Source organism: Thioalkalivibrio sp. ALE10, assembly GCF_000381385.1.
GTDB lineage: Bacteria > Pseudomonadota > Gammaproteobacteria > Ectothiorhodospirales > Ectothiorhodospiraceae > Thioalkalivibrio.
The window spans coordinates 174,226-192,780 of record NZ_KB906454.1 but is presented as its reverse complement, the minus strand read 5'-3'; the positions used below and the strand labels follow the sequence as shown (position 1 = coordinate 192,780).

The following is an 18,555-nucleotide window of genomic DNA, read 5'->3' as shown; positions in this document are numbered from 1 at the left end:
CTGCGCTTCGACGACGCCCGCGACGCCGAACAGATCCACCTCCACGCCCAGCGCGACCTCGACCTGATCACCCGCAACGACCGCAGCGAGACCATCGAACGCCACAGCCACCTCGGCGTCCACGGCGACCGCCTCGCCGAGGTCCGCGGCAACGAACACCTCACCGTCCAGGGCGAACGCCGCGAACACACCGCCGCCGACCAGCACCTCACCGTCGACGGCACCCTGCACCAGCGCTTCGGCACCGCCCAGCTCGTCGAGGCCGGACGGGAGATCCACCACGCCGCCGGCACGAAGATCGTCCTCGACGCCGGCGCCGAGATCACCCTCGAAGCCGGTGGCAGCTTCATCAAGATCGACCCCTCCGGCGTCACCGTCAGCGGCCCGAACGTCCGCCTCAACTCCGGCGGCAGCCCCGGCTCTGGCAGCCCACCGCAGGTGCAGATGCCCGAACATCCCCGCAGCGCGGACGCGAGCCCCCGCAGCCGTTCGAGCACCTCCGGACCCGCGCCCGGGGCAGGGGCCGACGCCATTCAGGAGGCCTCGATGGCGGAAGGCACCGCAGAGCGTGAGCGGGAATTGCTGGTGGATATCACCAGCGGCAGTGAAGACGGCCGGCAGGTCCGCCTGCGCCAGGGCCGGGCCAAGCCAGCCGGAGGGCAGCACTGATGAGTGAAGGCGATCTCAAGGAACTGAACGAGGAGGCCGTGGAACTGGGCGTGCGCCGCCGCGCCGAGTACTCGGACGAGGAAGACGGCACCCTGGCGCTGGTGATCCCGAAACGCGAGGGGGGCGGCGAGATCGAGATCGCGCTGCTCGAGCACGCCCGCGCGGTCGAGGAGCGCGAGGACGGGGAACTGCAGGACAACACCCTGGTGGCCATCCGCCCGCTGGCACAACTGGCGCGGGAGCTGCCCGCCCACCTCGGGGGTGGCAGCGAGGACGCATCGGTGGCATTCGGGATGCTGCGGCCCGGGTATCTGTATGTCTTTTTCCGCGATCGGCTGTGGCGCGAACTCGAGGTCGGTCCCGACGGCCGCCTCAGCGACGTGGACCTGGCCGCCTGCCGCGAGCAGACTGACACCGGCGAACTGCCCGATGAACGCCCCGCCGAGGGGGAGTGGCTGGAACACATCCTCGTTCCCGCGATGCTGCAGGGGGAGGCCACCCTGCACAAGGTGCGTCTCGCCTACAGCGAGATCGCCTGGAGCGGCTCCCACATCCGCTGGCTGGAGGCGGACTCCGCGCGGATCAAGGCCCGCAGCGCCGCCATCAACGCGGCCGCGGCGGTGCTTGCTGACGGGGAGCGCCAGTTTTCCCTGACGCGGGGTTTCCCCGCCGCCCGCCTCGCCGACGTCCTTGCCCTGCGGCCGCGCGATCTCGGCATGGAACTGATGCTGGAGGCCCCCGGAGCCTTCACGCCCGACTTCAATGCCCCGGCCGAGGACGAACTGTGCGCCCGTCTCCGGCACCGCTGGGCGCAGGCCGGCGAGGACGACCGGGCCGCTTCGCTGGATCTGCAGTGCGAGGATGGCGAAGACCTGCTCGACGGCCGGCGGGACAACGACGGCGTCATCGCCGTGCCGATACCGGACCCGCTGTTCGCGCTGCGTCACGCCCTGGCGCAGATCCATCTCGCCCAGCACTACCTCGACGCCCTCGATGCGGAACTGGCGGAGCAACCGCTGGGGCACTCGGCCCGGCTGATCCGCCAGGCCCTTTATGCCGCACCAGAGGACGGGGGCACCAACCCCCTCGCCGACTATCGGGACGCCCTCGCCACCGAGCGGCTGGACGCGGTTCTCCAGCAACCCGAGCGCGACGCCACGGTGGCCCTGCTGAACCGGCAGCTCCACACCCTCCAGTGGCTGGCGAGCGAAGGGCAGATCACCGCCGTGCTGCGTGATTTCACCAGCCATCACGACCTCGGCCTGTGCGAAGGGTATGCCCTGTGCGCCGACCTGCTCGGTGTGCTGCAGCAACTCCCGGGCGTCCTGCACGATCACCCGGATAGCGCTCCGGCAACACGCGCGCGCAACCTTCTGCAGACCCTGCTCACGAGCGCCGACCTGCAATCGCTGTGGAATCCGTCGGCCCCCGAACAGGCCGATGCCACCGCGCCCGGCACGGACGACGGCGATGGTGCCCCGTCGGTCGCCCTCCTGCGCCGGCTGGCCGGGGACGACAGCGAGATCGACGAGGCCCGGGCCGAGGCGCTGGGCCTCGAGACGCTCGGGCTGATGGCCCGCAATCTGGCCGAACAGGAGCAGGAGCAGACAGAAGCCGTTCTCCACCTGACCAACGCCGGCAGGGTCGGGGGGCTCCTGCGTGCGGTGGTAAGCCAGTGGAGCCAGGCCGTGCTGCGCGCCGTGGAACGGGTGTCCGACGACGTGGAGGTGATCCGGCTGCAGCGCCTGTTCACCGCGGTCGAGAGCCACGCCAACCTGATCGACGGCGACCTGGGCGGCGAACTGCGCATCATGCGCCGAGGCGAAGTCGACCTGGACCGCTACACCATCCTGGGCGTACATGGCGACGGCCTCCACTGGGGCCTCACCGACCGCGACCGCGCCAGCGAGACCCTGCAGACCCGGCGGGACTATCTCTACGCCGACCAGGTCGATGCCGACGGCCAGCTCACCGGCTCCACCAGCCCGAAACGCATGAGCGCGGAGGTGGACGAGGCCATCCGGCGCGTGGCGGGGCACACCCTGGTGTTCGTGCTGCCCGCCGGCCACCCCGAGGCAGCCCGGGCCGCCCAGCTCCGCCTGACCAAGGTGGCCGAGCAGGCCCGGGTCGTGGTCGACGGCCCGGCCATCTCGCGGATGCTGGTGGGCTTTGCGATTTATAACCTGGCACGGGAGCGTGCGGGTCTTCAACAGGCCGAGCGGGCAAACCAGGGGCTGTTGCAGCAAGCGAAATTTGTTGGCGCCGGCATTGACCTCATCGCCGCATCCATGAAACTGCATACCGCGCTGTATCCGAAACCCGTGTCTCAAACCGGTAGGTTCATACAGCGCCCCTGGTTCGACATGAAGAACTGGCCGCTGATCGGCGCCCGATTGCAGAAGGTCGGGGCCAGCACCCTGGTCCGAACCATAGGCATCGCGAACTTCCTGGCAGGCGTTGCCGCCGTCGGCATCAGCGCCTGGGAGCTGCGCATCAGCCTGCAGCAGGGCGATCGCGGGGCCGCCGCCGGGCACGGCGTGGCGGTGGCCGGTGCCGCACTGTTCGTGACCGCCCCGCTGCTGACGGGCCTGCTGCTGATCCCGGGCTGGGGCTGGGCCCTGCTGGGCCTGGGACTGGCCATCGGCGGCACCAGCTACGCCGCCATGAACCAGGACACCGACTTCGAACAGCTGCTCCGCCAGGGCCCCCTTGGCACCCACCCCCAGGTGGAGCCGGAATCCACGGACGACACCCGCTACTACCCGCAGTTGCTCACCGCCCTCAGCCCCGTCGAGATCGAGGTGCAACGCTACGGCCGGCTCGGGGCGGACGAGCAGCAGGCCCTACTGGCCAGCATCGAGGAGGCCACCGCGCCCGGCAACCGCGATTACGTCGTCACCGTCCGCACGCCGCTGATTAGCCGCTTCCGGATCGGCGCGGACGAATCCATGACCCTGGCCGTGCAGGAACTCACGCAGACCACGGCCACGACCCCGACCCGATTCGGGGATCATCAGGCCCCAGCCTACATCACCGAGGCACCGGACCCCTTCGTGATCGGCCGGCGCCAACTGCTGCCACGGGAGAGCGCGGTGCGCTTTCTGGTCCGGCGCCGGGCCGCCGAGGAACGGGTCGAGATGGGCGGCGTCTCCGTCTCGTCCAGCGCCCGCTTGCGGATCGCCCTGCAGGCCCGCATCCCGTGGGAGCGGGGCGAGATGGTCCTGCCCACTCCGGCGCTGACGCAGTACGAACCCTACCGGGACGGTGAGCATGGCGACCCACCGGGTCGAGCACAGCGCACGGTCAACAATCCCTTCACCGCGCTCGTCAAACAATTGACCGGGCGCTCACAGGACCCGCTGTACTGGCACATTCAGGAGTTCGACGTATGAGCCGCCCCGATCCCTCCGGTGACTACGGCCCCGGGGCCTATCGCTCGAATGCCATCCCGCCGCTGCCCGCCCCGCCGAGGGCGCGGGACCGCTTCGGCGAGACCCTGCTGCCGTTCGGCGACTACGCCCATATCGACCCCCACCAGCGGGTACTGGAAGACGCCGAGTTCGTGCAGCACCAGGAGCAGCAGGATCCGGAGTTCCACCGGTCGGACGACTGGTGGTGGGATCACGAGCGGATCCGCTTCCTGAAAAGCCAGCTGGGACTCTCCGTGCTGATACTCGCGGTTCCGGTGATTTATGTTTTCGCCCTGCTGGCCATTCCATTTTTCTTTGCAGATCAGATACGGGCCCCCCTGCTTGAATACAATGAGTTGCTCGGATCAACGGTCATTGCTCTGATTTTGTTAGGCGGTGTTCTGGGCGCACTAGTGATCGGCGCCTACACCACCCAACCCCTGATGATCGGCCTGATCCACCTCGGCGCCTTCCTGCTCAAGCCGTTCCACGGGGTCATCGCTGCCCGCAGCCAGCGCTACCTGGACAACCGCCGCAGCGAGTTCAACCGCCGCACCGGGCGGGTGCGCTTTGCCCGGGGCCGGCGCAAGCCACCGCTGGAGGCGCCGTTCGTGGAGTTCGATGCCTATCTCGAGCGGGTGGTGCAGCGGGGCGGGATCTTCTACCGGCTGATGTTCGTGCACCGCTACAGCGGCGAGCAGTTCAACCGGACCTCGCTGAGCGGGGTGGTCGATCACGATCACGAGGTGCGCGCCCTGTGGGACATGATCCAGCGCTACATGGACATCACCCAGCCCATGCCGGACGTGCCCCGCCTGGAGCCGTTCCGCGCCCGCGACCCGGTGACTGCCGAGCATGATCGTCAGACCGGCCGCGACCCGCGCTTCTGGCGCGACCTCGATCTGGAGGCCTGGAAGTCCGGCGAGGGCGCGGAGCGTCGAAGGGCCCAGGCCCGCTTCCCCTGGCGAAATCAACGCTGCCCACTCACCCCGCAGATCGGGCGCATCGGCATGGACGCCTACCGCCAGCAGCAGGCCCGACTCCACCCGGACCCGGCGGCATGAGCCGGGGCCGCTGTCATGACGCCTCTGGCGTGAAGCTTGGCCCGACGCAGTCCAGCGGCGGGCTAGCCGCCGACAACGACTGTCGCCTGCTGTGGCTGCCGCCTGAACGTTTTCTTGCTTGTCGGCGTTGGCGTTGGACGGGTGTGCTTGCTTTTCATAATCATCATTGTGGCCCGCGGCTGGAGGATCGCGGGGACGGTCGCTAGACTGCGCCTTTTCCACGCAAGCAGGAGTGTGCGCATGTCCGGTCAGCCCACGGCGCTGAAATCCGTCACCTTCCACGGCCTGGAGCCCGGGCCGCGCCTGATCGTGCTGGGTGCGGTGCATGGCAACGAGCTGTGCGGCACCGAGGCGACCGAGCGGCTGCAGGCGGAACTGGAATCCGGCGAACGCGAGCTGCTGCGCGGCACGCTCACGCTGGTGCCGCGCACCAACCCGCTGGCGGTGCAGCGCAACCAGCGCATGGGCGAGCGCAATCTCAATCGCAACCTGCGGGTGACCGAGGATCCGCAGGATTTCGAGGACCGTATTGCCAACCGGCTTTGCCCGCTGCTGGCGGCGCATGACGTGCTGCTGGACCTCCACTCGTTCCACACCGGCGGGCAGCCGTTCATCATGCTCGGCCCGCGTGACAACGATGGCGATCTGGAGCCGTTTGCGCAGGCGGCCGAGGAACAGGCGCTGGCGGCCTGCCTGGGACCGCGGCGCATGGTGGAGGGCTGGCTGGACACCTATGCGCGCGGGGTGGAGAAGCGCATGAAGAACCCCAACGCGAGCCACCGGGCGCAGATCCTGTCCACCGATCCGAGCTACGGCACCGGCACCACCGAGTACATGCGCAGCCAGGGCGGCTACGGGGTGACCCTGGAATGCGGCCAGCACGACGACCCGCAGGCGCCGGAGGTGGCGTACAACGCCATCATCAACGCGCTGGCCCAGCTGGCGATGCTGCCGCAGCGCGCCACGCCCGGGCAGGCCGACCCCGAGGTGCTGCGCCTGGTGGAGGTGATCGACCGCGACCACCCGGATGATGCCTTCGCCCGCGAGTGGAAGAGTTTCGATCCGTTGACCCGGGGTGATCTGATCGGCGTGCGCGCCGACGGGACCGAGGTGCGCGCGCCGGAGGACGGTTTCATCGTGTTCCCCAACCCCAACAGCCTGCCGGGGAACGAGTGGTTCTACCGCGCGGAGTTCAGCGACCGCGAGGTGCCGCCCGGTCCGCAGTAGGCCCCGGGTCTGCAGTAGACCCCAGGGCCTGAACGGGGCGTTGGCGGCTCAGTCGTCGTCCGCGGGCAGTCGGGCGGCGCGCCGCAGGGCGCGGTCCACGGCGTTGAGCGCCTCGAGCTCCTCGCGGCCGCCGCGGTCGCCGCTTTCGGCACGGATCAGTTCCAGACGGGGCGGGGTGGTGTCCGGGGGCGTCGTCAGGGCTTCCAGGCCGCCATCGCGCTCCACCCGGTTGATCTGCTGCCAGCCGCGTTCGGTCTGCAGCACTCCCTTGAGGCGGTCCGCGTCCTGTTCCTGTATCAGGGCCTCCAGCGACACGTGATCGAACACGGTGGATGCCGGGAAGCGCCACGAGCGGCCGACGAACCCGTCGCCGCGATTGTCGATCACGACCCAGTCGCCAGGGTCGGAATCGGCGCCGTGTTCATGTTCGTGGTGGTGCTCATGGTCGTGGTCATGATCATGATCGTGGCCGGTATCCGCGGTTGCAGCCAGGAATGCCCGCGCCTCCGGGAACAGGGCGCCGCCGTGCTCCAGGCGCGGGGCGTCCAGCAGCGCCGCATCGATGTGCCCCTCGCGGGTCTCGATCACCCGCGGGCGCGGAGCTGGCAGGCCGGCCACGAACGCATGCAGGGCCTCGCGGTCGGCCTCGCTCCAGGCGTCGGCCTTGTTCGCGATCAGCACGTCGGCCACCGCGATCTGGTCGTTCCAGTTGGGGTGCTCGCGGTGGCGCGGCGAGGCGAGGTGGCGTGCGTCCATCACCGTGACGGTCGCGCGCAGATCCAGCGCGGTGTCGTAGGGCGGGGCGGTCAGGGTGCGGATGATCTCGGCCGGATGCCCGAGGCCGGTGGGCTCGATCAGGATGCGGTCGGGCTGCTGCTGGCGGATCAGACGGTTGAGGCCCACGGTGAACATCTGCGCGGAGACGCAGCACAGGCAGCCGCCGGGGATCTCCTCGGTGCGCACGCCGGTGTCGGCCAGCAGGCCGCCGTCCACGCCGATCTCGCCGAACTCGTTGACCAGTACCGCCCAGCGCTCGTCCTGCGGGCGCTGGGCCAGCAGGGCGCGGATGGTGGTGGTCTTGCCGACCCCGAGGAAGCCGGTGACAAGGTTGACCGGGATGTCCCGGTGGGCGGGTTCTGTGCGGCTCATGGCGGTCTCCGTGGTGCGACGGTGAAACATGATAACAGTGGTGGTTCGCGGATCTGCGAGCGAACCGGACCACAACGCGAGAACAGGTTCGGCATTTGCCGGGCGCGCGAACTCACACGCCGCTGCGGGGTCGATTGGTTCAGATCCCCGGACGAGGAAGACCCCATGCTGATTCGTGTTCGCCGGCGCAGTGACATCCCGCGCAGCGAGGTGACCCCGGAGGCGGTCTACCGGCGCCGCCGTGAGTTCATGAAGGGCGGTCTGGCCCTCGGGGCGGGGCTGGGCCTGGGGGCGCTGGGGCTTGCGGGCCCGGCGGGTGCGGACCTACGCGACGAGTTGCAGCCCCTGGACGCGGAGCCGGGCGAGTTCTCCACCGACGAATCGCTGACCCCGTTCGAGGACGCGACCACCTACAACAACTTCTTCGAGCTGGGTACCGGCAAGGAAGATCCGCACCGCCTGGCGGACAAGCTGCAGACCGATCCCTGGAGCATCCGTGTGGAGGGGCTCTGCGACAACCCCGGGGAGTATGCGCTGGAAGATTTCATCGACCCCTGGTCGCTGGAGGAGCGGATCTACCGCCTGCGTTGCGTGGAAGGCTGGTCGATGGTGATCCCGTGGATCGGCTTCGAGCTCAACCGCATCATCGACCGTGCCGAGCCGACCGGCAGCGCCCGTTATGTTGCCTTCGAGAGCATCCACGACCCGGACAACCTGCCGGGGCAGCGTCGCAGCGTGCTCGAGTGGCCGTACGTGGAAGGGCTGCGCATGGACGAAGCGCGGCATCCGCTGACGATCATTTCGGTGGGGATGTACGACCATGTGCTGCCCAACCAGAACGGGGCGCCGATCCGCCTGGTGGTGCCGTGGAAATACGGCTTCAAGAGCATCAAGTCGACCGTGCGCATCCGCTTCGTCGAGGACGAACCTCCGACCTCGTGGAACCGCATGCAGCCGAACGAGTACGGCTTCTACAGCAACGTGAACCCCGACGTGGACCACCCGCGCTGGTCGCAGGCCACCGAGCGGCGCATCGGCGAATTCCGCCGCCGGCGCACCGAGATGTTCAACGGCTACGGGGAAGAAGTTGCCTCGATGTATGCCGGAATGGACCTGACCGAGAAGTTCTGAGTGGAAAGGCGCCGGCGCGCATCGGCTCGCCCGCCGCGCGGGGTGTGGACCCTGGTGCTGGCGGTCTCGCTGGCGCCGGGGGTGTGGATCGCGCTGCGCGCGGCCGGGTGGTTCGGCGGTCTCGGGGTCAATCCGATCGAGCGGCTGCTGGAGGATACCGGCACCCACGCGATGATCGCGCTGCTGGTGGCACTGGCGGTCACGCCGTTGCGCCAGTGGACCGGCCTGGGCTGGATCAGCGCGCTGCGGCGGATGCTCGGGCTGGTGGCCTTTGCCTGGGTCAGCGCGCATCTGCTGGTCTGGGTCGGGCTGGATCTGTTCTTTGACTGGGTACTGATCCTCGATGACATCCGCCACCGGCCCTATGTCACGGTCGGCTTTGCCGCCTGGCTGATCCTGCTGGCGCTGGCGCTGACCTCCACGCGGGGTGCGCAGCGGCGGTTGCGGCGCTGGTGGCCGCGTCTGCACCGCCTGGCCTATGCGGCGGGCGTTCTGGCCATCCTGCACGTGCTGTGGCTGACCCGCGGCGCGGACTACGTCGAGGTGGGGATCTATGCTGCAGTGCTGGCGGTGCTCCTAGGCTGGCGGCTGTGGCGGGCCCTGCAGCCGGTGCGAAGGCCCCGGGCGGGATGAAAGATCTCCCCGCGGCCGGCGTCGCATCGCTACAATGGGGAAAACGTCTGACTGGAGCAGTTCCTTGGCCACCTTTACCCTCACCCTGCATTCCCCCGATCCCGAGCAGCCCGAGCTGCAGACGGTTTCGGTGGACGAATCCGGCGACGAGCTGCCCGAATACGGGCAGGTGTGGGTGTGGGACATCCTCTACGCACAGCAGCTGTTCGCGCTGGGTGACACCCAGCCGGCGCAGGATCTCAAGGAGATCCTCGAGCTGTGGGCGGTGAACATGTCCAGCAAGGTGTTCCAGCCGCACCAGCACATCCTGAACAAGGGCTATCTGGACCTCTCCGAGAACCTGAAACTGGTGACCGACCAGACGGAACGCCCCGCACCGGCCGACGGCGACCGCCGCATCGAGGTGCAGGTGGCCGGGCAGGTGGGACAGATGCCGGAGGTCGCCGTGTCGCCCGAGTCACTGGAGGCGAACGATCGGGTGCATCTGGTGCTGGGACTGGCGCAGCACTTCAACTACGCCAACGACAAGTTCGGTCGCGAGCTGCCGATCCACGTGCTGGCGCTTCGCAAGTACCACGCCGATATCCAGTTGCCGCACACCCGCGAGGCGATGGATGACGGGCCGATGTACGCCATCCAGAAGGCCATGGAGTACTTCCAGGCCGCCAACCAGGGCACGGTCCAGTAGCGCCGCCGGGCGGGCATGGGAAACACTGATCCATGAAGACCGTCTACCACAACGCCGATCCGGTGATGGCCGAGTTCATCGGCGGCATGCTCAACGACGCGGGGATCCCCGCCCACGTGCATCAGGCCGGGCTCTATGGCGCCTCGGGCGAGATCCCGCCGAACGAGTGCTGGGCGCGCATCGTGGTGGTGCACGAGGAGCAGGCCACCGAGGCGCGGGAACTGGTGATGGAATATCTCGAGGGCGATCCGGTGGGTGACGCCACCGAATGGACCTGCCCGAGCTGCGGCGAGCGGATCGAGCCGCAGTTCACCCAGTGCTGGAACTGCGGGCGCGAGCGGCGCTGAAGCGACGTCAGCCGGAGCCGGCGCGGACCAGCGGCTGGTCGCCGTTGTAGTGCCGACCGATGCGGCGGATGTATTCGCGGGTTTCCTCGTAGGGCGGGACGCCGCCATGGCGTTCCACCGCACCCGGACCTGCGTTGTAGGCCGCCAGGGCCAGGTCCAGGTCGCCGTCGAAGCGCTGCAGCATGGCGGCCAGATAGCGTACCCCGCCGTGGATGTTCTGGACCGGATCGAAACGGTCGGTCACACCCAGCTCCGCCGCGGTGGCCGGCATCAGCTGCATCAGCCCGTGGGCGCCCACCCGTGACACGGCCTCGGGATCGAAGCAGGACTCTACGTGGATCACCGACAGGACGAGTTCCGGATCCACGCCTTCGCGGCCGGCGGCGTCGTGGATGATGTCGGCGTATTCCCCGCCGCCGCTGGCCATCGCCCGTTGCGCGTTGCGGCCGCAGCGGGCGCGCGCCGGCGGACGGCCGTACTGGGCGATCAGCTCCATGCCGGGCCCCTGATTGCGCAGGTTGGTGACCAGACGTTCGCCGTCGGGCCCCTCGAAGACGAAGATCTCGGTCGGCGACCAGCCGTCGTCACCGCCGGTGGCCGTGTTGCCGCGCGTGGACGAGGGACCGGGAACGTCCTCGTAGTCGCCGTGTTCGGGCGGTTCGTCACTGATGACGCGAGCGCCATCGTCATCGATCCAGGTGTAGAAATCGGCCTGCGCCGGTACCGGGGCCGCGAGACCCCCTGTCAGGGCCAGTGACCCGACCACGAGGGTCAGGGCGGACAACCCCCTGCGCAACGCCGTAAGATGATGGACCGTGTTCAAGCCGGTTCTCCCGTCGATCTGCCGATCCCCATGACCGCCTTCTCTTCGACTGCCGCCATTATGAGGCCGGAAACCACGGCGCTGGAAGGCCTTTTGCGCGATGAATCCGCGCACGCGGGGCCGGCCCGGGTGGAAGTCCTGGATCGGGTGGATTCCACCAGCCGCTATCTCCTGGAGGACGTGTCCGCAGATGCGTTGCCGCGGGCCGGACGGGTGTGTCTGGCGCGCGAGCAGACCGCTGGTCGGGGTCGGCGTGGCCGGGACTGGGTCGGGCACCCGGAAGACGGCATTGCACTGTCCGTGGCGTGGCCGCTGGAACCGGGCGAGCAGGTGCCGCCGGCGTGGCCGGTGGGCGCCGGACTGGTGCTCGGCGAGACCCTGCACGAACTGGGCTACGCCGCCGTCGGCCTGAAATGGCCCAATGATCTGGTGGTCGGCGAAGCCAAGCTGGGGGGCATCCTCGTCGAGCAACAGGCGCCGCGTGTCGCGAACGGTGTCGGCGGGCGGCTGGTGGCGGGCGTGGGACTGAACCGCGCCGGGTCGCAGCGTCTGCAGCTGGGGCGTGCGGTGACGGACCTGGCCGCGCAGGGTGTCCCGCCGCCGGGCTGGCTGGAACTGGCGGGGCGCCTCGCCGCGAGTCTGCTTGAGGCGCATCCATGGCTGATGGCACACGGTCTGAGTCAGGCTGGCGAGCGGCTGGGCGCCGTGGATGTGCTGGCCGGGCAGCGCGTGGAACGCCTGGAGACCGGCGAGCGATTCCTCGCGCTGGGGATCGATCCGCAGGCCGGCACGCTCCGGGTGCGCGGCGAAGAAAGCGGGGAACGGGGCGAGGAACAGGCTTTGCATTCCGGAGAGGTCAGCGTGCGCAGGTGGAATCATGCCGAGTGACGGGAACCCGGGCCTGAAGCTACTGCTGGATCTGGGCAGCAGCCGCCTCAAATGGTCCCTGCGCGACGCGTCCGGGGTGGAACAGGCCAGCGGTGCCGACGCCGATATCGCGGCCGGCGTGGCGGAGCTGGCGCGGACGGTGTCGGTTCCGCCGGTGGCCGCATGGCTGGCGCGGGTCGGGCCACCCGAGCGCTCGCAGCGCCTGCGCGAGGCCCTGGCCACGGCCTGGCCCGGTCTGACGGTCGAGGAGGTGGAACCCCGTCTGGAGGCGGAGTCCGGCGTGGGCCGCGGGGCGACGGCGCAGTCGGGCGTGCTGGTGTCGCGATATGCCCACGGCCAGCTGGGCGTGGATCGTTATTGTGCCCTGCTGGCGGCGCGCGCGCGCGACCCGGGGCAGCCGGTGGTGCTGGTGGATGCCGGAACCGCCGTCACCGTGGACGTGCTGCGCGCCGACGGTGTGCATCTCGGGGGTTACATCCTGCCGGGGCTGCACGGTGGCTGGGCCGGGATGCAGAAGCTGCTGAGCGACCGCATCGCCCCGCGTGCGCCGGGCGCCGGTTTTGATCCGTGGCCCGAGCGCTCGCCGGGGCAGAGTACGGCCGCGGCACTGGACCGGGGCTGGGCCACGGCCTGGGCGGCGGGCGTGGCGGCCGTGGTGGCGGCCGGCCGTGAATCGCTCGTGGACACCCCGTACCCCGAGGAGGGGAGTACCGGCTCTGCGGGGGTGGCGCGCGTGCCGGTCTGTCTCCTGACGGGGGGGGATGCCCGGATGCTGATGGAGGATCTGCCGGGACCGGTCAGAATGGATCCCCGGCCCGTGCTGGACGGGCTGGCCGTGCTCGCCGGGCTGGAGCAGGCGGACGAGTCACGCACGGGGAGGGCGGGGGAATGATGCGCTGGACGATTTTTGCGTTGCTGCTGGCCAACCTTGGCTATCTGGGCTGGGCCTACCAGAGCGGACACCTGGACCCGGATCCCTGGTCCGATGCTCCGCCCCCGGAGGCCGGGGGCGAAGGCATCGAGGTGCTGGAGGTGCGCACCGGGGCCGACGCGGAGCGTTTGCGCCAGCGCCTGGAGGCCCGGGAGGACCCCTCCGCGTCGGTCCAGGGCGGGGAATGATCGCTTCTTAATCCTCGCCCGGCATGCCGCGCTGCAGGGCGTCGAATCCGAGCGCGATGTCATCGGGGTCGGCACCGGGATGGATCTGCAGCTGGGCTTCCACGGCCGCCGGGTCCACGTGGCTGGCCGCCACCGCCTCCGCCGGCAGGTAATGCAGCCACCAGGCCAGTGCGGCCTGGGTGGGCACCTCGGTCCAGGGTTCGAGTTCCCCGCCCAGCCGTTCGGCATGAGCGTTCAGATCCTCGTTGAAGAACGGCTGCAGCCGGTCCAGGCGCGCCTGCGGGTCGGGTTCGCCGGCGGCGGTGTCCGTCGGATCGCGCTCCAGCGCCCGGGCGGCCCGGCGCAGTTCCAGACGGGCGATTTCCGGCCAAATCTGCGCGGGCAGATAGCCTTCCAGTTCGGGCTGGCCCTCGTCGGTGACCGCATGCAGGAAACCCGCCGGGATGCCCAGATAGGCATCCACGCCGCGCAGGGCGGTGTCGGCCCACTCGAACAGCTCGTCATCGTCGAAGATCCGCGCACTGGCGGCCAGTGCCGCGATGGCCTGCCCCGAGGTATGGGCGTAGGTCGTGCGGTCGACCCGCGGCGGATCGGTGGCGCGGCGTTCATCCGGATCCAGTCGGTAATAGGCATTGTCGGCATACTGGGAGTTGCCGAAGCGCCGCTGGTCCTCGTCCCACATCGCATCGCGCAGCCAGCGGATCACGTCTTCCGCGATGTCGCGGTAGCGTTCATCGCCGGTTTCTTCCCAGGCGCGGGCGAACAGCCACAGGAACGCGGTATTCTGATCCAGGCGTTTGGAGGTCTCCAGGGCCCGGTCCGGGTCGCGCTGGTCGAAGTCATAGAAGAAAAAGAAACCGCCATCCACCGGGTCGTGCAGGTCTTCGGCCACCTGATCCAGCAGACCCGGCATGCGCCCGGTCCATTCCTCCTGATCCAGCAGGAAGCGGTAGGTCCAGGGTTGCGGGCGCTTGCTCAGGGTGCCGAACAGCGCGCTGCCGCTGAGGCGGTCGGCGTCGGCGACGTACACCTGGTCGAGCATCTCAAGAAAACCGCCGACCGTGGTGATCGGCTCCTCGGCGGGGGTTTCCTCGCGCCCCGTCACCGACACCACCCGCTGCTGGCGCTCCAGGATCCGGTACAGGCCGTCGGCGCGGATATGCCCGGTGAAGCGCGAGATCACGTCATCGTCCGGGGTGGTGATGACCACGAAGGGCAGACCGCGGCCGCCATAGCGCGTAAAGAGGTCGGCGCGCCGATCCAGGTCGATCAGGACCGGGATGTACTCCTCGTTCAGGATGTCCACGACCATGGGGTTTTCCAGCGACTCGTTCTGGAAGTCGATGCACCAGGTGCACCATTGCCCGTGGAAGTAGAAGAACAGCGGCTGGTTCTGATCCTCGGCCCGGTCGAACAGTTCGGGGTCGAAGCTGTTCCACTCGATCTGCGAATCCGCGGGGTAGTCTTCCGCCGGCGCCGCACCGACGAACAGCCACAGCGCCGCGATCAGCAGGGTACCCGCGGCGCGCAAGCCGTTGCGGGCGGATGAAACGTGTTGAGTTGCGGTTCCCATATCGGGCTCCCGGACCGCGTTGCGGTCGATTCTTTCGTAAAGCATAGACCCTGGCTGCGGGGCTTCTCCATGATCGCCGCGCTCGGCTGCTACCATGCCCGGGTTCATCCTAGGGGGCCTTGCATGAGAGACGAAAGCGCGCGGTTGGCTGTTCCGCGGAGGTGGCTGCGATGAGCGACGTGCGGATTCTGGTGCCGGGGCTGCGCGATGCCCTGGTGGCGGCACGCGCCGCCGGGGGCGGCGGGCTGGCGGTACGCTGGCTGCGGCAGCTGCTCGCGCGTTCGCGCGCGGCGACGCCCGCTGAAACCGTCACGGGGGTGCGACCGGACGAACCGCCCGGCTGGGAGCGGACCCTCGCGCAGGCGCTGGGATATACGGAACCCGGAAACGGAGGAGAGACGGGGTCCGCCTTGCGTACCTGGCTGGCCAGTCCGGTAGCACTGAATGCCGGCATGCGGGACCTGACCGCCCGCCCGGTGGACGGGGTCGCCGATACCGATCGGGAGGCCCTTTGGGCGGCCGCCGCACCGGAGCTGGAAAAGGTCGGGGCGCGGCTGGATCAGTCGCCGCAGGGCTTGTGGCTGCTGTCGATGGCCGCCGCGGGTGCCGACGGCGCCCGCAGCCCGTCGGCAGGCTGGGGCCGGCCGATGCCGGCCGCCGGCCTGGACAGCGAGGCCGCCCGCAGCCTGCAGGTGCTGGGCAACGCGATCCAGATGGCCTGGTTTCAGCATCCGGTCAACCAGCAGCGTGAACAGAGCGGTCTGGATCCGGTGCAGGGGCTGTGGTTCTGGTCGCCGGGCGAGCCGCTGCCCGCCGCGCCGTCCGTGCAGGTCGCCGGTGGCGGCATCCATGCCCGCTGGCTGGCGGAGACCGCGGGGGCGGACTGGAATCCCGATCCGGCGTCGGGTGGCGACGTGATCGTGATGGATTCGCTGGACGGTCCGGCGAGCCCGGAACGCATGGCCGAGCTGCTGTCCTCGCTGGTGCTCGAGGTCATCGCCCCGCGCGCCGCCGGCCTGCGCTTCGGTCGCACCGGGCGTCTGGAGATCGAGGATCCGCTGCTGCCACCGGCGGAGGGCCCGCGTCGCATCCTGCGCGGACGCGATACCTGGGCGCTGTGGCGCCGGCGGATGCCCTGGCCCGGTCTGTAACTCCATGCATGAGTGATACCACGCAGGCGGCCGGGCTTGGTATACTCCCGGGCTTTTTCCGCACGGGGAAACACCATGGAACTGAGTCCGCTCTACAGCCGGATCGAAGACCTGCAAGGCCGCATCGACGGCCTGAGGGGGTATCTTTGACTACGCTGGCAAGGAAGAACGGCTGGAAGAAGTCCAGCGCGAGCTGGAAGAAAACCCGGACATCTGGAATCAACCGGAGCAGGCCCAGGCCCTGAACAAGGAACGGGCCCAGCTGGAGGGCATCGTCCTCAACATCCGCGAGATCACGGATGCACTGAAGGACAGTCGCGAACTGCTGGAGATGGCCGAGGCCGACGATGACGCGGAAACCGTATCTTCGGTCGAGGCGGATGTCGCGGGGCTGACCGCCCGTGTCGAGGCCCTGGAGTTCCGCCGCATGTTCTCCGGCGAGATGGACGAGGCCAATGCCTACGTCGACATCCAGGCCGGTTCCGGCGGCACCGAGGCGCAGGACTGGGCCAACATGCTGCTGCGGATGTATCTGCGCTGGGCCGAGAGCAAGGGCTTCAAGGTGGAGGTCACCGAGCTCTCCGAGGGCGAGACCGCGGGGATCAAGAGCGCGACGGTGCGTGTCGAGGGCGACCATGCATTCGGCTGGCTGCGCACCGAGACCGGCGTCCACCGCCTGGTGCGCAAGTCGCCGTTCGACTCCGGCAACCGGCGCCATACCTCGTTCGCGTCGGTGTTCGTTTCGCCCGAGGTGGACGAGAACATCGAGATCGAGATCGATCCGTCCGATCTGCGCGTGGATACCTACCGTTCCTCCGGGGCCGGCGGGCAGCACGTCAACACCACCGATTCGGCGGTGCGCATCACCCACGAACCCACCGGCATCGTGGCCGCCTGTCAGGCCGGACGCTCGCAGCACAAGAACCGAGAGATGGCGATGAACCAGCTGCGGGCCAAGCTGTACGAGCAGAAGATCCAGGAGCAGAACGCGGCCAAACAGGCGCAGGAAGAGACCAAGTCGGACATCGGCTGGGGCAGCCAGATCCGCTCCTATGTCCTGGACCAGTCGCGGATCAAGGATCTGCGCACAGGCGTGGAGGTCGGCAACACCCAGGGCGTGCTCGACGGCAACCTCGATTCCTTCATTGAAGCCAGCCTGAAGAGCGGGCTGTAACCCCCGGAAAACCCTCGATGACTGAAACAACCGACGAGAACAAGCTGATCGCGCAGCGCCGCGCCAAGCTCGACGAGCTGCGCACGGCCGGCAACGCCTTCCCCAACGACTTCCGCCGTGATTCCCTTGCGGGCGAACTGCATGCCGCGCATGGCGAGGCCGAAGGCGAGGCGCTGGAGGCCGAGGGCATCGAGGTCTGCGTAGCCGGGCGCATGATCGGCAAACGGGTGATGGGCAAGGCCAGTTTTGTGCGCCTGCGCGACATGAGCGGGGACATCCAGCTGTTCGTGCAGCGCGATGCCCTGCCGGAAGGGGTGTATGCGGCGTTCAAGCAGTGGGACCTGGGCGACATCGTCGGCGCGCGCGGCACGCTGTTCCGCACGAAGACCGGCGAGCTGACCGTCAACCTGACCGAATTCCGCCTGCTGACCAAGGCCCTGCGGCCGCTGCCGGAGAAGTTCCACGGCCTGACCGATCAGGAGGCGCGCTACCGCCAGCGCTACGTCGACCTGATCACCAGTCCGGAATCGCGCGAGCTGTTCCGGCGGCGTACTCGGATCATCCGCTTCATCCGTGACTACTTCGAGGATGCGGGCTTTCTCGAGGTGGAGACCCCGATGATGCAGGTGATCCCCGGCGGGGCCACCGCGCGCCCGTTCATTACCCACCACAACGCGCTGGACATGCCGCTGTACCTGCGCGTGGCTCCGGAGCTGTTCCTCAAGCGTCTGGTGGTGGGCGGGTTCGAGAAGGTCTTCGAGATCAACCGCAATTTCCGCAACGAGGGGCTGTCCACACGGCATAACCCCGAGTTCACCATGCTGGAGTTCTACGAGGCCTTCGTGGACCACCATGCGCTGATGGATCGCACCGAGGCGCTGCTGCGCGGGCTGTGCGAGCATGTGCTGGGGACCACCACCGTGGAATACCAGGGCGTGACCTACGAGTTCGGCCGGTCGTTCGCGCGCATGACCGTGCGCGAGGCGATCCTGGCCCATAACGACGATATCGCGGATGCCGACCTGGACGACATCGAGCGCGTGCGCGCGCACTGCGAGCGCAAGGGTATCGAGGTGAAGCCGGGGGTCGGGCTCGGCAAGCTGTGGACCGAGCTGTTCGAGGCCACCGCCGAGAATCAGCTGCACGATCCGACGTTCATCACCGCCTATCCCACCGAGGTCTCGCCGCTGGCCCGGCGCAACGACGACAACCCGTTCGTCACCGACCGCTTCGAGCTGTTCGTGGGCGGGCGCGAGATCGCCAACGGCTTCTCCGAGCTCAACGACGCCGAGGATCAGGCCGAGCGTTTCCGTGAGCAGGTCGCGGAGAAGGACGCGGGTGACGACGAGGCCATGCATTTCGATGCCGACTTCATCCGTGCCCTCGAGCACGGCCTGCCGCCCACTGCCGGGGAGGGCATCGGGATCGACCGCCTGGTGATGCTGCTGACCGACTCCAGCTCCATCCGCGACGTGCTGCTGTTCCCGCACATGCGCCCGGAGGCCTGAT

At 68.8% G+C, this 18,555-nt stretch carries 16 protein-coding genes and 1 pseudogene; 14 read left to right on the top strand and 3 right to left on the bottom strand.

Going from position 1 to position 18,555, the window contains the following annotated elements:
• From F788_RS14065 to F788_RS0110175, 4 genes and pseudogenes are all read left to right on the top strand, one after another.
• Window positions 1–669 (top strand): annotated as a pseudogene (locus F788_RS14065) (type VI secretion system tip protein VgrG); the annotation flags it as partial.
• Complete coding sequence (locus F788_RS0110185) at window positions 669–4,061, top strand: toxin VasX (protein ID WP_019590088.1); 3,393 nt, start codon at window positions 669–671, stop codon at window positions 4,059–4,061. The pseudogene F788_RS14065 and the gene F788_RS0110185, both read left to right, overlap by 1 nt.
• A complete protein-coding gene (locus F788_RS0110180; protein WP_019590087.1) occupies window positions 4,058–5,143 on the top strand; it encodes a hypothetical protein in 1,086 nt (361 codons plus the stop codon). The genes F788_RS0110185 and F788_RS0110180 overlap by 4 nt, the downstream gene beginning before the upstream one ends.
• Before the next feature lie 240 nt (window positions 5,144–5,383).
• Window positions 5,384–6,370, top strand: coding sequence for a succinylglutamate desuccinylase/aspartoacylase family protein (locus F788_RS0110175; RefSeq protein ID WP_019590086.1), 987 nt, complete (start codon window positions 5,384–5,386; stop codon window positions 6,368–6,370).
• Window positions 6,371–6,418: 48 nt separating this feature from the next.
• Here F788_RS0110175 and F788_RS0110170 read toward each other — a convergent pair whose 3' ends face one another.
• On the bottom strand, window positions 6,419–7,519 hold the full coding sequence (locus tag F788_RS0110170) for a GTP-binding protein (protein ID WP_019590085.1): 1,101 nt from the start codon (window positions 7,517–7,519) through the stop codon (window positions 6,419–6,421).
• 165 nt (window positions 7,520–7,684) lie between these two features.
• Between F788_RS0110170 and msrP the strand changes: the two genes are divergently transcribed.
• From msrP to F788_RS0110150, 4 genes are all read left to right on the top strand, one after another.
• On the top strand, window positions 7,685–8,650 hold the full coding sequence (msrP, locus tag F788_RS0110165) for a protein-methionine-sulfoxide reductase catalytic subunit MsrP (RefSeq protein ID WP_019590084.1): 966 nt from the start codon (window positions 7,685–7,687) through the stop codon (window positions 8,648–8,650).
• On the top strand, window positions 8,651–9,283 hold the full coding sequence (locus F788_RS0110160) for a sulfite oxidase heme-binding subunit YedZ (RefSeq protein ID WP_019590083.1): 633 nt from the start codon (window positions 8,651–8,653) through the stop codon (window positions 9,281–9,283). It begins immediately after the preceding gene.
• A gap of 64 nt (window positions 9,284–9,347) precedes the next feature.
• Entirely contained in the window at window positions 9,348–9,971 is a 624-nt protein-coding gene (locus tag F788_RS0110155; protein WP_019590082.1) for a hypothetical protein, read from the top strand.
• Between the two features lie 32 nt (window positions 9,972–10,003).
• Window positions 10,004–10,318 (top strand): DUF2007 domain-containing protein, encoded by a 315-nt coding sequence (locus F788_RS0110150; protein ID WP_018869615.1) that lies wholly within the window; start codon window positions 10,004–10,006, stop codon window positions 10,316–10,318.
• A 7-nt stretch (window positions 10,319–10,325) separates the two neighbouring features.
• Here the strand turns inward: F788_RS0110150 and F788_RS0110145 are convergent, their stop codons facing one another.
• Entirely contained in the window at window positions 10,326–11,102 is a 777-nt protein-coding gene (locus F788_RS0110145; RefSeq protein WP_019022182.1) for a lytic transglycosylase domain-containing protein, read from the bottom strand.
• Between the two features lie 99 nt (window positions 11,103–11,201).
• On the opposite strand from F788_RS0110145, the gene F788_RS0110140 reads away from it, so the two are divergent.
• From F788_RS0110140 to F788_RS0110130, 3 genes are read left to right on the top strand one after another with little or no spacing between them, the layout of a single operon-like run.
• Entirely contained in the window at window positions 11,202–12,029 is an 828-nt protein-coding gene (locus F788_RS0110140; protein WP_026332762.1) for a biotin--[acetyl-CoA-carboxylase] ligase, read from the top strand.
• Window positions 12,019–12,921: a type III pantothenate kinase gene (locus F788_RS0110135; protein ID WP_019590080.1), complete on the top strand. Its 903-nt coding sequence runs from the start codon at window positions 12,019–12,021 to the stop codon at window positions 12,919–12,921. Before F788_RS0110140 ends, F788_RS0110135 begins: the two co-directional genes overlap by 11 nt.
• Window positions 12,918–13,148 carry a hypothetical protein gene (locus F788_RS0110130; RefSeq protein ID WP_019022179.1) on the top strand — a complete coding sequence of 77 codons (231 nt, stop codon included), beginning with the start codon at window positions 12,918–12,920 and terminating at the stop codon, window positions 13,146–13,148. Before F788_RS0110135 ends, F788_RS0110130 begins: the two co-directional genes overlap by 4 nt.
• Window positions 13,149–13,155: 7 nt before the next feature.
• Here F788_RS0110130 and F788_RS0110125 read toward each other — a convergent pair whose 3' ends face one another.
• Window positions 13,156–14,721, bottom strand: a complete 1,566-nt coding sequence (locus F788_RS0110125; protein WP_019592906.1) for a DUF255 domain-containing protein — start codon at window positions 14,719–14,721, stop codon at window positions 13,156–13,158.
• A gap of 170 nt (window positions 14,722–14,891) precedes the next feature.
• Here F788_RS0110125 and F788_RS0110120 point away from each other — a divergent pair, with 170 nt between their 5' ends.
• The 3 genes from F788_RS0110120 (at window position 14,892) to lysS (ending at window position 18,554) form a co-directional block, all read left to right on the top strand.
• On the top strand, window positions 14,892–15,872 hold the full coding sequence (locus tag F788_RS0110120; RefSeq protein ID WP_018869609.1) for a hypothetical protein: 981 nt from the start codon (window positions 14,892–14,894) through the stop codon (window positions 15,870–15,872).
• 75 nt (window positions 15,873–15,947) lie between these two features.
• A protein-coding gene (gene prfB / locus F788_RS0110115; protein ID WP_155984440.1) for a peptide chain release factor 2 occupies window positions 15,948–17,046 on the top strand; the annotation gives its coding sequence in 2 pieces (ribosomal slippage) (window positions 15,948–16,019 and window positions 16,021–17,046; 1,098 coding nt in all).
• Between the two features lie 17 nt (window positions 17,047–17,063).
• The gene (lysS, locus tag F788_RS0110110; protein WP_019590078.1) at window positions 17,064–18,554 is read left to right on the top strand and encodes a lysine--tRNA ligase; all 1,491 of its coding nucleotides are present in this window, start codon (window positions 17,064–17,066) and stop codon (window positions 18,552–18,554) included.
• Window position 18,555: the final 1 nt, after the last annotated feature.

Bases quoted from the DNA above. Each gene is read 5' to 3' on its own strand.
- F788_RS0110140 (WP_026332762.1), top strand. From the start codon at position 11,202: ATGAGGCCGGAAACCACGGCGCTGGAAGGCCTTTTGCGCGATGAATCC.
- msrP (WP_019590084.1), top strand. From the start codon at position 7,685: ATGCTGATTCGTGTTCGCCGGCGCAGTGACATCCCGCGCAGCGAGGTG.
- F788_RS0110170 (WP_019590085.1), bottom strand. From the start codon at position 7,519: ATGAGCCGCACAGAACCCGCCCACCGGGACATCCCGGTCAACCTTGTC.
- lysS (WP_019590078.1), top strand. From the start codon at position 17,064: ATGACTGAAACAACCGACGAGAACAAGCTGATCGCGCAGCGCCGCGCC.
- F788_RS0110185 (WP_019590088.1), top strand. From the start codon at position 669: ATGAGTGAAGGCGATCTCAAGGAACTGAACGAGGAGGCCGTGGAACTG.
- F788_RS0110150 (WP_018869615.1), top strand. From the start codon at position 10,004: ATGAAGACCGTCTACCACAACGCCGATCCGGTGATGGCCGAGTTCATC.
- F788_RS0110120 (WP_018869609.1), top strand. From the start codon at position 14,892: ATGAGCGACGTGCGGATTCTGGTGCCGGGGCTGCGCGATGCCCTGGTG.
- F788_RS0110135 (WP_019590080.1), top strand. From the start codon at position 12,019: ATGCCGAGTGACGGGAACCCGGGCCTGAAGCTACTGCTGGATCTGGGC.
- F788_RS0110180 (WP_019590087.1), top strand. From the start codon at position 4,058: ATGAGCCGCCCCGATCCCTCCGGTGACTACGGCCCCGGGGCCTATCGC.
- F788_RS0110175 (WP_019590086.1), top strand. From the start codon at position 5,384: ATGTCCGGTCAGCCCACGGCGCTGAAATCCGTCACCTTCCACGGCCTG.
- F788_RS0110125 (WP_019592906.1), bottom strand. From the start codon at position 14,721: ATGGGAACCGCAACTCAACACGTTTCATCCGCCCGCAACGGCTTGCGC.
- F788_RS0110130 (WP_019022179.1), top strand. From the start codon at position 12,918: ATGATGCGCTGGACGATTTTTGCGTTGCTGCTGGCCAACCTTGGCTAT.